Source organism: Frankia sp. AgKG'84/4, assembly GCF_023242965.2.
Taxonomy (GTDB): Bacteria; Actinomycetota; Actinomycetes; order Frankiales; family Frankiaceae; genus Frankia.
This window is the reverse complement of record NZ_JALKFU020000008.1, coordinates 21,478-34,546: the sequence shown is the minus strand read 5'-3', so window position 1 is coordinate 34,546 and position 13,069 is coordinate 21,478. Positions and strand designations below refer to the sequence as shown.

21 protein-coding genes are annotated in these 13,069 nt (G+C 68.9%); all 21 read right to left on the bottom strand.

All coding sequences use genetic code 11. The features are described from left to right. A partial coding sequence (gene truA / locus MXD58_RS01725; protein ID WP_250608992.1) for a tRNA pseudouridine(38-40) synthase TruA occupies positions 1 to 726 on the bottom strand: 726 nt, incomplete at its 3' end. Between the two features lie 187 nt (positions 727 to 913). Beyond that, positions 914 to 1,510, bottom strand: coding sequence for a 50S ribosomal protein L17 (rplQ, locus tag MXD58_RS01720; RefSeq protein ID WP_248838716.1), 597 nt, complete (start codon positions 1,508 to 1,510; stop codon positions 914 to 916). A gap of 120 nt (positions 1,511 to 1,630) precedes the next feature. Further along, positions 1,631 to 2,680: a DNA-directed RNA polymerase subunit alpha gene (locus MXD58_RS01715; RefSeq protein ID WP_248838715.1), complete on the bottom strand. Its 1,050-nt coding sequence runs from the start codon at positions 2,678 to 2,680 to the stop codon at positions 1,631 to 1,633. Positions 2,681 to 2,914: 234 nt separating this feature from the next. Then, on the bottom strand, positions 2,915 to 3,544 hold the full coding sequence (gene rpsD / locus MXD58_RS01710; protein ID WP_248819715.1) for a 30S ribosomal protein S4: 630 nt from the start codon (positions 3,542 to 3,544) through the stop codon (positions 2,915 to 2,917). Between the two features lie 95 nt (positions 3,545 to 3,639). Next, entirely contained in the window at positions 3,640 to 4,044 is a 405-nt protein-coding gene (gene rpsK / locus MXD58_RS01705) for a 30S ribosomal protein S11 (protein WP_011435061.1), read from the bottom strand. Positions 4,045 to 4,126: 82 nt separating this feature from the next. After that, the gene (gene rpsM, locus MXD58_RS01700; protein WP_248819714.1) at positions 4,127 to 4,507 is read right to left on the bottom strand and encodes a 30S ribosomal protein S13; all 381 of its coding nucleotides are present in this window, start codon (positions 4,505 to 4,507) and stop codon (positions 4,127 to 4,129) included. Between the two features lie 206 nt (positions 4,508 to 4,713). Further along, positions 4,714 to 4,827: a 50S ribosomal protein L36 gene (gene rpmJ, locus MXD58_RS01695; RefSeq protein ID WP_248819713.1), complete on the bottom strand. Its 114-nt coding sequence runs from the start codon at positions 4,825 to 4,827 to the stop codon at positions 4,714 to 4,716. 96 nt (positions 4,828 to 4,923) lie between these two features. Then, the gene (gene infA / locus MXD58_RS01690) at positions 4,924 to 5,145 is read right to left on the bottom strand and encodes a translation initiation factor IF-1 (RefSeq protein WP_006541558.1); all 222 of its coding nucleotides are present in this window, start codon (positions 5,143 to 5,145) and stop codon (positions 4,924 to 4,926) included. Between the two features lie 250 nt (positions 5,146 to 5,395). Beyond that, the gene (map, locus tag MXD58_RS01685) at positions 5,396 to 6,241 is read right to left on the bottom strand and encodes a type I methionyl aminopeptidase (RefSeq protein WP_248838714.1); all 846 of its coding nucleotides are present in this window, start codon (positions 6,239 to 6,241) and stop codon (positions 5,396 to 5,398) included. A gap of 177 nt (positions 6,242 to 6,418) precedes the next feature. Beyond that, positions 6,419 to 7,072 (bottom strand): adenylate kinase, encoded by a 654-nt coding sequence (locus tag MXD58_RS01680; protein ID WP_248838713.1) that lies wholly within the window; start codon positions 7,070 to 7,072, stop codon positions 6,419 to 6,421. Next, positions 7,072 to 8,364: a preprotein translocase subunit SecY gene (secY, locus tag MXD58_RS01675; protein WP_248838712.1), complete on the bottom strand. Its 1,293-nt coding sequence runs from the start codon at positions 8,362 to 8,364 to the stop codon at positions 7,072 to 7,074. The genes MXD58_RS01680 and secY overlap by 1 nt, the downstream gene beginning before the upstream one ends. Positions 8,365 to 8,638: 274 nt before the next feature. Continuing rightward, positions 8,639 to 9,139 carry a 50S ribosomal protein L15 gene (gene rplO / locus MXD58_RS01670; RefSeq protein ID WP_248838711.1) on the bottom strand — a complete coding sequence of 167 codons (501 nt, stop codon included), beginning with the start codon at positions 9,137 to 9,139 and terminating at the stop codon, positions 8,639 to 8,641. Positions 9,140 to 9,141: 2 nt separating this feature from the next. Next, positions 9,142 to 9,327: a 50S ribosomal protein L30 gene (rpmD, locus tag MXD58_RS01665; RefSeq protein ID WP_248819708.1), complete on the bottom strand. Its 186-nt coding sequence runs from the start codon at positions 9,325 to 9,327 to the stop codon at positions 9,142 to 9,144. Continuing rightward, a complete protein-coding gene (rpsE, locus tag MXD58_RS01660; RefSeq protein WP_248838710.1) occupies positions 9,327 to 9,938 on the bottom strand; it encodes a 30S ribosomal protein S5 in 612 nt (203 codons plus the stop codon). The genes rpmD and rpsE overlap by 1 nt, the downstream gene beginning before the upstream one ends. A 98-nt stretch (positions 9,939 to 10,036) precedes the next feature. Further along, positions 10,037 to 10,411: a 50S ribosomal protein L18 gene (gene rplR, locus MXD58_RS01655; protein ID WP_248838709.1), complete on the bottom strand. Its 375-nt coding sequence runs from the start codon at positions 10,409 to 10,411 to the stop codon at positions 10,037 to 10,039. Positions 10,412 to 10,421: 10 nt separating this feature from the next. After that, positions 10,422 to 10,958 (bottom strand): 50S ribosomal protein L6, encoded by a 537-nt coding sequence (gene rplF, locus MXD58_RS01650; RefSeq protein WP_248838708.1) that lies wholly within the window; start codon positions 10,956 to 10,958, stop codon positions 10,422 to 10,424. 12 nt (positions 10,959 to 10,970) lie between these two features. After that, positions 10,971 to 11,381: a 30S ribosomal protein S8 gene (gene rpsH / locus MXD58_RS01645; protein ID WP_248819704.1), complete on the bottom strand. Its 411-nt coding sequence runs from the start codon at positions 11,379 to 11,381 to the stop codon at positions 10,971 to 10,973. A 127-nt stretch (positions 11,382 to 11,508) separates the two neighbouring features. Further along, the gene (locus MXD58_RS01640) at positions 11,509 to 11,694 is read right to left on the bottom strand and encodes a type Z 30S ribosomal protein S14 (RefSeq protein WP_011602308.1); all 186 of its coding nucleotides are present in this window, start codon (positions 11,692 to 11,694) and stop codon (positions 11,509 to 11,511) included. Between the two features lie 4 nt (positions 11,695 to 11,698). Further along, a complete protein-coding gene (rplE, locus tag MXD58_RS01635) occupies positions 11,699 to 12,283 on the bottom strand; it encodes a 50S ribosomal protein L5 (protein WP_248838707.1) in 585 nt (194 codons plus the stop codon). Between the two features lie 40 nt (positions 12,284 to 12,323). Next, positions 12,324 to 12,650: a 50S ribosomal protein L24 gene (gene rplX / locus MXD58_RS01630; RefSeq protein WP_248838706.1), complete on the bottom strand. Its 327-nt coding sequence runs from the start codon at positions 12,648 to 12,650 to the stop codon at positions 12,324 to 12,326. A 2-nt stretch (positions 12,651 to 12,652) separates the two neighbouring features. Continuing rightward, a complete protein-coding gene (rplN, locus tag MXD58_RS01625; protein ID WP_009740518.1) occupies positions 12,653 to 13,021 on the bottom strand; it encodes a 50S ribosomal protein L14 in 369 nt (122 codons plus the stop codon). Positions 13,022 to 13,069: the final 48 nt, after the last annotated feature.

The window sequence follows — 13,069 nt, the reverse complement described above, 5'->3', positions numbered from 1 at the left end:
GGGCCACTGCGGTGGCCGGCAGCCCTCGCCGACCGCGAGCAGCCCGCCGACCAGCGCGCGCACCATCGAGTGGCAGAACGCATCCGCCTCGACGTCGGCGCCCAGCACGCCGCCCGGGCCCCGGGTGACGTCGAGGCGCAGCAGCGTGCGCACAGTCGTCGCGCCCTCGCGGCGGCGACAATAGGCGGCGAAGTCGTGCTCACCGACCAGCAGCAGCGCCGCGGCGGCCATCGCCGCCGCGTCCAGCGGGCGCGGCCAGGTGAGGGTGTCGAAGCGCCGCAGCGGCTGGGCGCCGAACGGCGCGTCGGTGATGCGGTAGAGGTAGCGGCGGGACAACGCGGAGAACCGCGCGTCGAATCCGGCGGCGGCGGGCGCGAGACCGGTGACCCGGATCGCCCGGTCAAGCACGCCGTTGAGCCGGCGGGCCAGGCCGCCGAGCGGCACCTCGACGGGCAGGTCGACGTGGGCGACCTGCCCCAGCGCGTGCACCCCGGAGTCGGTCCGGCCGGCGACGGTCAACCGCACCGCGGGCAGCCGCGTCACCCGGATCAGCGCGTCCTCGACGTCGCCCTGGACGGTCCGCTGCCCTGGCTGGCGGGCCCAGCCGGCGAACGGCGTGCCGTCGTAGGAGATGTCCAGCCGCAGCCGGACCAGCCCCTCGGGGCTGCCCGCCACCGAGGGCAGGCCGTGCGGCGCGCGCAGGCCGGTTGCCGGGTCCTCGGGCATCTGTTCCTCCCCGTCCGCGGGTGCGGCGCTGGTATCCGCCCGGCGCGGGCAGACGCCCGGCCCGCGACGGGCGGCACGGTGCGCCAACGGCGAAGGCCCGCCGCCCATCATGGGGCGGCGGGCCAGCACCGATCTAGTTCACGGTGCGAAATTCCGTCAGGTCACGCCGCAGGCGGGACCGGGCGGGTCAGGAGTCCGACTCGGTCGAACCCGTGTCGCTCGCCGGCGTCGCCTCGGCCTCGGCGGTAGGGGTGGCCTCGGCGGACGGGGTGGCCTCGGCGGACTGCGCGTGGACGGCGGCGGCCGTCGGCGACTCCTTCGCCAGGTCCTCCGCGGCCTCGGCGGTGGCACCGGTGGGCTTGCGGCCCGGCGCGAACCGGGTGCCGCGGGCCCGCTCGGCCTCGCCGACGGCCTGCTGTCCGACGGTCAGCGCCTCGACCAGCTCGATGCGCGCCATCGACGCGTTGTCGCCCTTGCGGTTACCCAGCTTGATGATCCGGGTGTAGCCGCCGTTGCGGTCCACGTAACGCGGGCCGATCTCGGTGAACAGCGTGTGGACGACCGAGTTGTCCCGCACGTGCCGCATGACCCGGCGCCGCGCGTGCAGGTCGCCACGCTTGGCGAAGGTCACCAGCCGCTCGGCGTAGGGCCGCAGCCGCTTCGCCTTCGCCTCGGTGGTGGTGATGCCGCCGTGCTCGAACAGCGCGGTGGCGAGGTTGGCCAGCAGCAGCCGCTCATGTGCGGGGCTGCCGCCGAGCCGGGCGCCCTTGGTTGGCGTGGGCATGATGAGTGCTCCTCGTTCCTTTCACTGTCCCGCCAGGCTGCCCGCCTACAGGACGGCGGCGTGTGCCACCGGAGGTCGTCGAGGCCCCCGCGACGTGCCGCCGCGGGGGCCTCGTGAAGGTCAGTACTGCTCGGTCTCGACGTACTCCGCGCCGTCGTCGTGCGGGTCGGAGAACGGCGCGTTGTAGGTGTCGGTGCCGTAGGTGTCGACGGCCTGACGCGGGTCGAATCCGGGCGGGGAGTCCTTGAGCTGCAGACCCATCGCGCCCAGCTTCGTCTTGACCTCGTCGATCGACTTCTGCCCGAAGTTGCGGATGTCGAGCAGGTCGGCCTCGCTGCGCGAGACCAACTCACCGATCGTGTGGATGCCCTCGCGCTTGAGGCAGTTGTAGGAGCGGACGGTCAGGTCCATCTCCTCGATCGGCAGCGCGAGGTCGGCCGCCAGCGCCGCGTCTGCGGCGGACGGGCCGATGTCCACGCCCTCGGCCTCGGCGTTGAGCTCCTGCGCCAGCCCGAACAGGCCGACGAGCGTCTTGCCGGCGCTCGCCATCGCGTCCCGCGGGGAGATCGACTGCTTCGTCTCGACGTCGACGATGAGCCGGTCGAAGTCGGTGCGCTGCTCGACGCGGGTCGCCTCGACCTTGTAGGTCACCTTCAGCACCGGGGAGTAGATCGAGTCGATCGGAATCCGCCCGATCTCCTGGCCGGCCTGCTTGTTCTGGGCCGCGCTGACATAGCCGCGGCCACGCTCGACGGTCAGCTCGATCTCGAGCTTGCCCTTGTCGTTCAGCGTCGCGAGACGCAGCTCGGGGCTGTGCACCTCGACGCCGGCGGGCGGGGCGATGTCCGCCGCCGTGACCTCACCGGGGCCCTGCTTGCGCAGGTACATCACGGTCGGCTCGTCGTTGTCGGAGCTGACGACCAGTTCCTTGAGGTTCAGGATCAGGTCGGTCACGTCCTCCTTGACGCCCGGCACCGTGGAGAACTCGTGCAGCACTCCGTCGATCCGGATGCTCGTGACCGAGGCACCGGGGATGGAGGACAGCAGGGTCCGGCGCAGCGAGTTGCCGAGGGTGTAGCCGAAGCCCGGCTCGAGCGGCTCGATCACGAAACGCGACCGGAACTCGGAGATCGGGTCTTCGACGAGGGTGGGACGCTGAGCGATCAGCATGGTGTGATCCTTCCGGCCACGGCGCCCGCCATATGACGCCGCGATGTGCTGGCTCCCCGATCAACGGGGAGCCGGCGGACGGGACATCGGTCCGCCCCGTCCGCGGTGTCGGCGCACGCGGCGCCGACACCCGACACCTCTCCAGTGTGCCTCCGGCCCGGCGGCCACGACCAGAAAGGTCGCGGTCGCCGGGCCGAACAGAGAGGAGTACTGCCCTGACTTGGGAGTGCCGCCCTACTTGGAGTAGAGCTCGACGATCAGCTGCTCCTGGACCTGGGTGTCAATGACCTGCCGAGCCGGCAGGGAGTGCACCAGGATCCGCATCTGGGTCGGGAGAACCTCCAGCCACGCCGGAACCGTCCGGCCCTGGCCCGCGGTCTCCCGAGCGATGACGAACGGAGTGAGCTCCTTCGCCTTCGGGGCGATCTCGACAATGTCGTTCTCGCTGACCCGGTAGCTCGGGATGTCGACCTTGCGGCCGTTGACCACGACGTGGCCGTGCCGAACCGCCTGGCGGGCAGCGTCCCGCGACGGCGCGAAGCCGCCCCGGTAGACGACGTTGTCCAACCGCGACTCGAGGATCTTCAGCAGCTCGTCACCGGTCTTGCCGGAGCGACGGTTCGCCTCGTCGTAGTAGCCACGGAACTGCTTCTCGAGGATCCCGTAGATCCGCGCGCACTTCTGCTTCTCGCGCTTCTGCAGGAGGTACTCGGAGTCCTTCGTGCGGCCCCGGCCGTGCTCGCCCGGCGGGTACGGCCGGATCTCGATCGGGCACTTCGGGGTGTCGCACTTGCTGCCCTTGAGGTACAGCTTCGTCTTTTCGCGGCGGCAACGCTTGCAGTCCGCGCCGGTGTAACGGGCCATCTAATCCTTCTCTTTCGTTTCCTGGCGCGAACTCGGACGCGACGCCGCGACTCCGCCGAGGCACTCGCCCCGGCCCTGGTCGCCACGCCGCACGGTCACACCCTGCGCCGCTTGGGCGGACGGCAACCGTTGTGCGGAGTCGGGGTGACGTCCTGGATCGCCCCCACCTCGAGACCCGCCGCCTGCAGGGAGCGGATCGCGGTCTCCCGGCCGGAGCCCGGACCCTTCACGAACACGTCGACCTTGCGCATGCCGTGCTCCTGCGCCTTGCGGGCCGCGTTCTCAGCGGCCATCTGCGCGGCGAAGGGAGTCGACTTCCGCGAGCCCTTGAAGCCGACGTGGCCGGCGGAGGCCCAGGAGATCACGTTCCCGGAGGGGTCAGTGATCGAGACGATCGTGTTGTTGAACGTGCTCTTGATGTGAGCGTGCCCGTGGGCAACGTTCTTCTTTTCCTTGCGCCGGACCTTCTTGGCGCCGGCAGCGCGCGTCTTGGGAGGCATCTTCGCGTGTGATCTCCGTGTGCGAGGTCGTCGGTCAGCGGTCGTCCAGAAACGGGCGGAACCGCCCGGCGGGCGCCGGTGACTACTTCTTGCCGGCCTTCTTCTTGCCGGCGATGGCGCGACGCGGGCCCTTACGGGTACGCGCGTTCGTGTGCGTGCGCTGACCGTGGACCGGGAGGTTGCGCCGGTGGCGCAGGCCCTGGTAGCAGCCGATCTCCATCTTGCGGCGAATGTCCTGCTTGATCTCCCGGTTGAGGTCACCCTCGACCCGGTAGTTCGCGTCGATCCATTCGCGCAGGCGGACGATCTCCTCTTCGCTGAGGTCACGCACCCGCGTGTCGGGGTTGACCCCGGTGGCGGCGAGAGTCTCCCGCGAGCGGGTGCGGCCGATCCCGAAGATGTAGGTCAAAGCGATCTCGACCCGCTTCTCACGGGGAAGGTCGACGCCAGAAAGGCGTGCCATGAACCGATGTTTCCTTCCTGCAACCGGAGGTCTCGGGCGATGCCGCCCCGACCGGCATCACGCCGACCGGGCCCCGGCCTCCGACCAGGGGTGGGACATCCCGCGTGGCGGGACGCCTGGCATCGCTTGACTGTGGGGATCCTCGCCCGTGACCCGGAGGTGCGCAGGCACCACGCCGGGTCGGGGAGAACCCACCCGTCAGGAACTTAGCCCTGACGCTGCTTGTGACGAAGGTTCTCGCAGATGACCATGATGCGGCCGTGACGGCGGATCACCTTGCACTTGTCACAGATCGGCTTGACGCTGGGCTTGACCTTCACGGCTGTTGCGAACCTCCTGCGCAGCCGTGGGCCGCGCGTGGCGTGGGTGGAACCGGACGAAGGGGTGGTGCGGTAGGCCGGCGCGAGCCGACCGAGCTACTTGTAGCGGTAGACGATGCGACCGCGGGACAGGTCGTAGGGCGAGAGCTCGACCACGACGCGGTCCTCCGGCAGGATCCGGATGTAGTGCTGACGCATCTTCCCGCTGATGTGGGCGAGAACGCGATGACCGTTCTGGAGTTCGACCCGGAACATGGCGTTCGGGAGTGGCTCCACAACTCGGCCCTCGATCTCGATGGCCCCGTCCTTCTTCGGCATGTCCTCCGCTGTCCTGACGTCGACGACTGAGCCGGCGGGTCAGCCGCGACCGGTCGAACCGCCCCGGAAGCCCGGGACGACTCAGGCCAGGATCGCAGCGCCCGCGAGGACACCCCGACCACCGACCACACTGCCACCGACCGCAACTGCCACGTTTACAGGACTGCTATCGACGCGGTGGAGCACACCGGCGTGAGAAGACCGCCAACTGAAGAGTGTACGTGGCCCATCCGTCAAGGGCCAACCAGGCTCAGCCGATGCCGGTCGGAGCGTCGGTCGGCTGCCCGCAGGCCACCCCGAGGGCGGCGAGGCGGGCGACACCGCCGTCCGGCTCGGTCAGCACCCACGGCCCACGGTGGGTGATCGCCACCGAGTGCTCGGAGTGGGCGGCGAGGCTGCCGTCGTCGGTGACGACCGTCCAGTCGTCGGCCAACACCTTGGTGTCAGGCGAGCCCATCGTGATCATCGGCTCGATCGCCAGCGCGAGCCCCTCGACCAGCCGGATGCCCCGGCCAGGACGGCCGTAGTTGAGCACGTGGGGGGGCTGGTGCATCTCGGTGCCGATGCCGTGGCCGCCGTAGTGGTCGACGATGCCGTGGCCGCTCGGGCTGATGTGCCGTTCGACCGCGGCGCTGATGTCGGTGAGCCGGCCGCCGAGCTGGGCGGCCGCCAGGCCGGCCCACAGCGAGCCCTCACAGGTCTCGATCATCGCGAGAACCTCGGGCGGGACCTCGCCGACGGGGACAGTGATCGCCGCGTCGCCGTGCCAGCCGTCGACGATCGCGCCGCAGTCGATCGAGATGATGTCGCCCTCGCGCAGCACCCGCTTGCGGCTGGGGATCGCGTGGACCACCTCGTCGTTCACCGAGCTGCAGATGGACGCCGGGTAGGGCGGCTGCGCGTAACCCTTGAACGACGGGATCCCGCCGTCGGCGCGAATCGTCTTCTCGGCCAGCGCGTCCAGGTCGGCGGTGGTGACGCCGGGCGCGACGGCCTCGCGCAGCCGGGCCAGGGTCTTGGCCACCAGCAGGCCGGCCACGCGCATCTTGGCGATCTCAGCCGCCGTCTTGATCTGGACGTGCTCTCGTCGCGCCACGCTCTCGCCCCGGTCTGTGTCCGTGTGCTGGTCCGTATTCCGATGCTAGTCCCCGCCGGCAGGCCGCTCGCGCCGATCATCGCACCAGCGCCAGGACCGAGCCGGGTCCGCCGGGTCGGCGCGCCGGGCTGGCGCCTGCCGCACGCGTCTCGAGCCCGCGGCAGGCCGTACCAGCTGTCAGTCGGCGTAGTGCCGCAACGCGTCGAGCGCGCGGTCGGTGACGTTGTCCACCGGGCCGGTGGCGTCGATACCGATCAGGATGCCCTTCTCGGCGTAGTACGCCACGAGCGGCGACGTCTGGTCCGCGTACACCTCGAGCCGGTGGCGCACGGTCTCGGACCGGTCGTCGTCGCGCTGGAAAAGCTCCCCGCCACATCGGTCACAGACGTTCTCGACCGATGGCGGGTCGAAGTCGAGGTGCCAGATGTGGCCACAGTTCCGGCAGGTTCGCCGCCCGGACAGCCGCCGCACGACCTCGTCGTCGTCGACGACGAGCTCGAGTACGACGTCGAGACGGGTTCCCATCCCGTCGAGCATCTGCCCGAGCACCTCGGCCTGCGGCACGTTGCGCGGGAAGCCGTCGAGCAGGAAGCCCTTCACCGCGTCGTCCTCAGCGAGGCGGTTACGGACCATGCCGATGGTGATCTCATCCGGGACGAGGTCGCCAGCGTCCATGAAGGTCTTGGCCTTGACGCCCAGTTCGGTTCCCTGTCGCACGTTCGCTCGGAAAATGTCCCCGGTGGAGATCTTGGGGATGGACCGCGCCTGGGCTATGAACGCGGCCTGAGTACCTTTTCCGGCACCGGGCGGTCCCACCAGTACGAGACGCACTACCGGAGGAAACCTTCGTAGTTGCGGAGCATGAGCTGGCTTTCGATCTGCTTCACGGTCTCCAGCCCTACCCCCACCATGATCAGAACCGAGGTTCCCGCGAAGGGGAACGGCTGGTCCTTGGTCAGGTTCAACAGTGCCAACGGCAGGACCGTGATCGCTCCGAGGAAGAGGGATCCTGGGAGGGTGATCCGGTCAAGTACGTGTTTGAGGTACTCCGCTGTTGGGTTGCCCGGTCTGATGCCCGGGATGAAACCACCGTACTTCTTCATGTTGTCAGCGACCTCCGTTGGGTTGAAGGTGATCGCAACATAGAAGTAGGTGAAGAAGATGATGAGTGCGAAGTAGGTCACCAGGTAGAGCGGATGGTTGCCGCGCGAGAGATAACGTTGCTCGAAGTCCTGGAAGGTCTGGTTGCTCCACACCTGTCCGACCAGCTGCGGGAGCTGGAGCAGGGACGACGCGAAGATGACCGGAATGATGCCGGCCTGGTTGACCTTGATCGGCAGATAGGTCGAGGTGCCGCCGTACATCCGCCGGCCGATGAGGCGCTTGGCGTACTGGACGGGGATCCGTCTCTGCGACTGTTCCACGAACACCACGAAGACCACGATCGCGAGGCCCAGCAGCAACACGAGACTGAAGACCACGCCACCGGCCACCTGCAGGATGCTGGTGCCCTCCGACGGCAGCCGGGCCGCGATCGAGGTGAAGATCAGCAGCGACATGCCGTTGCCGACGCCGCGGGCGGTGATGAGCTCGCCCATCCACATGATCACCGATGTGCCGGCCGTCATCGTGACCACGATCGTCACGATCCGGAAGAGGCTGGTGTCCGGAATGATCGCCGACGAACAGTTCGGGAACAGCCGGCCGCTGCGGGCCAGGGCCACGATGCCGGTCGCCTGCAGGACGCCCAGCGCGATCGTCAGGTATCGGGTGTACTGGGTGAGCTTCTGCTCGCCCGCACTGCCTTCCTTCTTCAGCTGCTCAAGCCGGGGAATGACTACGACGAGCAGCTGGATGATGATGCTCGAGGTGATGTACGGCATGATGCCCAGCGCGAAGATGGACAGCTGCAGCAGCGCACCGCCGCTGAAAAGGTTGATCAGCGAGTAGACGTTGCGGCTGTCGGCACTCGCGGCGTTGAGGCAGGTGTTGACCGCGCTGGTGGAGACGCCGGGCGACGGCATGACACTGCCGAACCGGAACAGCACCACGATCCCGACGGTGAACAGCAGCTTCTTACGCAGGTCAGGAGTGCGGAATGCCCGCGTGAAGGCGGTGAGCACGTCTCCTCCTGCTGGGGGATTGCGGACCGACGGGAAGTGGACATCCTGCCCGGTGCGACGGCGACGTCAGCAGCTGGCCGTCGACGTCGGTGAGGCGACTGTAACAGGACACCCGGTCCACTCGTCCGGACATCACGCCCGGTAAGCAGCGGTGGCCGGGAAGAACCAGCTGATGCCGGTGCGCACTGCCTACCGCCGCCCGCCGCCCGCGGGCGGCCCGGATGCACAACAGGCGGGAGCGACGCCCTTCGGGCCGCTCCCGCCTGCCTACTGCTCAGCCTTCGGTGACGCTCCCGCCGGCGGCCGCGATCTTCTCGCGCGCCGAGCCGGAGAACGCGTCCGCGCTGACGTGCAGCGCGACCTCGATGTCACCGTTACCAAGAATCTTCACCGGCAGCTTGGGGCGCACGGCGCCCTTCGCCACGAGGTCGGCCTTGGTCACCTCACCGCCGTCCGGGAACAGCTCGGCCAGAGCGGCGAGGTTCACCACCTGGAACTCGACCCGGGCCGGGTTGGTGAAGCCCTTCAGCTTCGGCAGCCGCATGTGCAGCGGCATCTGGCCACCCTCGAACCGGGCGGGCACCTGCTTGCGGGCCTTGGAGCCCTTGGTGCCACGGCCGGCGGTCTTGCCCTTGGAGCCCTCACCGCGTCCCACCCGGATGCGCTTGCGGTGCGCGCCGGGCGCCGGGCGCAGGTGGTGCACCTTCAGGCCGCGGCCACGGTCGGTCGCCGTCGCCTCGGCGTCAGCCGTCTCGGTCTTCGCCAGTTCGGCCATGATTAGGAGTCCACCTCCTCGACCCGGACAAGATGGGTCACGGTCCTGATCATCCCGAGCACCTCGGGACGGTCCTCACGGACGGTCGACGCGTTGATCTTGCGCAGCCCGAGGGTCCGCAGCGTCGCCCGCTGGTTGTGGGTGCCACCGATCCCGGACCGGATCTGCGTGATGCGTAGTTTCGCCATCAGGCACCCGCTCCAGCGGCCGCCCGGGCCCGCAGCATCGCCGGCGGCGCGACGTCCTCCAGCGGCAGGCCGCGCCGGGCCGCGATCTCCTCGGGCCGCATGAGCCCGCGCAGAGCGGCCACCGTGGCATGCACGATGTTGATCGGGTTCGACGAGCCGAGCGACTTCGACAGCACGTCGTGCACGCCCGCGCACTCCAGCACGGCGCGCACCGGACCACCGGCGATCACACCGGTACCAGGCGAGGCCGGCTTGAGCAGGACCACGCCCGCCGCCTCCTCACCCTGGACCGGGTGCGGGATCGTCGAGCCGATCCGAGGCACCTTGAAGAAGTGCTTCTTGGCCTCCTCGACGCCCTTGGCGATGGCGGCGGGGACTTCCTTCGCCTTGCCGTAGCCGACGCCGACGGTTCCGTCAGCGTCACCGACCACGACGAGTGCGGTGAAGCTGAAACGACGACCGCCCTTGACGACCTTGGCCACGCGGTTGATCGCGACGACCCGCTCGACGTAGGCGTTCTTCTCCTGGGCCGGGCCGCCGCCCGACCGGTCCCGGCGTTCCCGACGGTCGGAGCCGCCGGAGCTGCCGCCGCGGCGCTGCTGGCCTGGCATCTAGAACATCTCCCTGTTCTGGCTGTACTGGGTGGCCTGACCGGCCTGGGTGGCCTGACCGGCCTGGGTGGCCTGGCTGGCCGATCGCGAGGCGGTCATCAGAAGTCCAGACCGCCTTCCCGCGCCGCGTCCGCGAGCGCGGCGATCCGGCCGGCGTAGGTACGCCCGCCGCGGTCGAACACGACGGCGTCGACGCCGGCGGCCTTCGCCCGCTGGGCGAGGAGCTCGCCCACCTTGCGGGCCTGGGCCGACTTGTCGCCGTCCCCGCCGCGCAGGGACACGTCCAGAGTGGACGCCCACGCGAGCGTGTGCCCGGCGACATCGTCGATGACCTGGGCGTAGATGTGCCGCGAGGACCGGGTGACGACGAGCCGGGGACGGATCGGGGTGCCGGCCACCTTCTTGCGCACGCGGGTGTGCCGACGGAGCTTGGCTGTCCGCCGCTTCGCGCTGGCGCCGAGGCTCACTGCCATGATCTATCTCCTACTTCCCGGTCTTCCCGACCTTGCGGCGGACGACCTCGCCCTGGTACCGCACGCCCTTGCCCTTGTAGGGGTCAGGCTTGCGCAATCCGCGGATCTTCGCGGAGACCTCACCGACCAGCTGCTTGTCGATCCCGTGGACCACGAAGCGGGTCGGGGCCTGCACCTCGAAGCGGATGCCCTCGGGGGCCTTGACCGGGACGGGGTGGCTGTAGCCCAGCGCGAACTCCAGGTCGGAGCCCTTCGCCTGGACGCGGTAACCGACCCCGACGATCTCCAGGGTCTTCGAGTAACCGGCGGTGACGCCGATGACCATGTTCGCGACCAGGGTGCGGGTCAGCCCGTGCAACGCCCTGGACCGGCGGTCGTCGTCGGGACGGGCCACGACGAGCTGCCCGTCCTCGCGGCCGACCGTGATGGGCTCGGCAACGGTGTGGCTCAAGGTGCCCTTGGGGCCCTTGACTGTGACAGTGGGTCCCTCGACGGTGATATCGACACCGCTGGGGACGGGAATGGGCAGGCGCCCGATCCGTGACATCGTTCGCCTTCCTTACCAGACGTAGGCGAGGACTTCTCCGCCCACGCCCCGCTTGTTCGCCTGCCGGTCAGTCAACAGACCCGACGAGGTCGAGATGATCGCGACGCCCAGACCCCCGAGCACCTTGGGAAGGTTCGTCGCCTTGGCGTAGACCCGAAGGCCCGGCTTGCTGATGCGCTTGATCCCGGCGATCGAACGCTCCCGGTTCGGGCCGTACTTCAGCTCGACGACCAGCGTGTGGCCGACGCCGCCAGCCGCGGTGGCGTCCTCGACGCGCCAGCTGGAGATGTAACCCTCCTGCTGGAGGATCTCGGCGATGTGAGTCTTGATCTTGCTGTGGGGCATCACCACGTTGTCGTGGTACGCCCGGCTGGCGTTACGAACACGGGTGAGCATGTCCGCAATCGGGTCGGTCATCGTCATGGCGTGACGCCTTTCTCACGGCGGTTCCCACCGGAGCCGGACATTTCATCGGCAACCGTGCGGTGGGCCTGCCGCGATCGGGTGGAATGCGGGGGTGGCGCTGGTAGGAATACGGCGCCCTGGTTGGTTACCAGGAACTCTTGGTGATGCCGGGCAGCTCGCCGCGGTGCGCCATCTGGCGCAGGCAGACCCGGCAGAGCCCGAACACCCGGTACACCGAGCGGGACCGGCCGCAGCGCTGGCAGCGGGTGTAGCCGCGCACCGCGTACTTCGGCTTGCGGTTCGACTTCTCGATCAGTGCCTTCTTGGCCATCTGCTCAGTTCTCCCGGAAGGGGAAGCCCAGCGCCCGCAGGAGCGCCCGGCCCTCGTCGTCGGTGGTCGCGGTGGTCACGACCGTGATGTCCATGCCCCGAACCCGGTCGATCCGGTCGATGTCGATCTCGTGGAAGATTGACTGCTCGACCACGCCGAAGGTGTAATTGCCCGCACCGTCGAACTGCTTCGGGGACAGCCCGCGGAAGTCGCGGATGCGGGGCAGGGCGATGGAGACCAGCCGGTCGAGGAACTCCCACATCCGGTCGCCGCGCAGGGTGACCTTCGCCCCGATCGGCATGCCCTCGCGCAGCTTGAACTGGGCGATGGACTTCTTCGCCCGCCGCACGGCCGGCTTCTGGCCGGTGATCGCCGCCAGGTCCCGCACCGCGCCGTCGATGAGCTTCGCGTCCCGGGCGGCGTCGCCGACACCCATGTTCACGACGACCTTCACGACACCCGGAATCTGCATGACGTTGCCGAAGGAGAACTCCTCCTTCAGCGCCGGCGCGATCTCCGCCCGGTACCGCTGCTTCAGCCGTGGGAGCGGACGGGCGCCCGGCGCCCGGTCTTCAGTGGTCACAGTCATTGTCTGATCTCGATTCCCAATGCTCGACTGCTCGCTCGGCCTACAGCTCGGTGCCGGTGCGCCGGGAGATACGGACCTTGGTGCCGTCCTCGTTGACCCGGAAACCGATGCGAGTGGGCCTACCGTCCGACGGGTCGACGATCATCACGTTGCTCACGTGGATCGGCGCCTCCTGGGTGACGATCCCCCCGGACTGCGAGCCACGCGCGCTCTGCTGGACGCGGGTGTGCCGGGTGATCCGGTTCGCGCCCTCGACGAGCACCTTGTTCAGCTCGGGGTAGGCCCGGATGACCTTCCCCTTCAGACCGCGGTCCTTGCCGGTGATGATCTGGACCGTGTCACCCTTTTTGATCTTCAACGCGGCCACGGTCACAGCACCTCCGGCGCCAGAGAAATGATCTTCATGAACTTCTTGTCCCGCAGCTCGCGGCCAACCGGGCCGAAGATGCGGGTCCCCCGGGGGTCGCCACCGTCCCGGATGAGCACCGCGGCGTTCTCGTCGAAACGGATGTAGGAGCCGTCGGGCCGCCGGCGCTCCTTGGTGGTACGCACCACGACCGCCTTGACCACGTCGCCGCGCTTCACGCCGGCGCCGGGCAGGGCATCCTTGACCGTGCCGACGATGATGTCGCCGATCCCCGCGTAACGACGCCCAGAGCCGCCAAGCACCCGGATGCACAGAATTTCCCGTGCCCCGGTGTTGTCGGCGACCCGAAGTCGCGACTCCTGCTGAATCACTTTCCGCTCCTGATCACCCGGTACTACAGATCAACCGGTCCTGCCTGG

Excerpts from the sequence above, each read along its gene's own strand:
- rpsK (WP_011435061.1), bottom strand. The coding sequence starts at position 4,044 with ATGCCTCCCAAGACGCGCGCTGCCGGCGCCAAGAAGGTCCGGCGCAAG.
- MXD58_RS01640 (WP_011602308.1), bottom strand. The coding sequence starts at position 11,694 with ATGGCCAAGAAGGCACTGATCGAGAAGTCGAACCGCAAGCCGAAGTAC.
- rpsM (WP_248819714.1), bottom strand. The coding sequence starts at position 4,507 with ATGGCACGCCTTTCTGGCGTCGACCTTCCCCGTGAGAAGCGGGTCGAG.
- rplR (WP_248838709.1), bottom strand. The coding sequence starts at position 10,411 with ATGGCAGTGAGCCTCGGCGCCAGCGCGAAGCGGCGGACAGCCAAGCTC.
- rplQ (WP_248838716.1), bottom strand. The coding sequence starts at position 1,510 with ATGCCCACGCCAACCAAGGGCGCCCGGCTCGGCGGCAGCCCCGCACAT.
- rpmD (WP_248819708.1), bottom strand. The coding sequence starts at position 9,327 with ATGGCGAAACTACGCATCACGCAGATCCGGTCCGGGATCGGTGGCACC.
- rplO (WP_248838711.1), bottom strand. The coding sequence starts at position 9,139 with ATGGCCGAACTGGCGAAGACCGAGACGGCTGACGCCGAGGCGACGGCG.
- rplE (WP_248838707.1), bottom strand. The coding sequence starts at position 12,283 with ATGACTGTGACCACTGAAGACCGGGCGCCGGGCGCCCGTCCGCTCCCA.
- MXD58_RS01715 (WP_248838715.1), bottom strand. The coding sequence starts at position 2,680 with ATGCTGATCGCTCAGCGTCCCACCCTCGTCGAAGACCCGATCTCCGAG.
- rpsD (WP_248819715.1), bottom strand. The coding sequence starts at position 3,544 with ATGGCCCGTTACACCGGCGCGGACTGCAAGCGTTGCCGCCGCGAAAAG.
- rpsH (WP_248819704.1), bottom strand. The coding sequence starts at position 11,381 with ATGACGATGACCGACCCGATTGCGGACATGCTCACCCGTGTTCGTAAC.
- infA (WP_006541558.1), bottom strand. The coding sequence starts at position 5,145 with ATGCCGAAGAAGGACGGGGCCATCGAGATCGAGGGCCGAGTTGTGGAG.
- rpsE (WP_248838710.1), bottom strand. The coding sequence starts at position 9,938 with ATGCCAGGCCAGCAGCGCCGCGGCGGCAGCTCCGGCGGCTCCGACCGT.
- rplF (WP_248838708.1), bottom strand. The coding sequence starts at position 10,958 with ATGTCACGGATCGGGCGCCTGCCCATTCCCGTCCCCAGCGGTGTCGAT.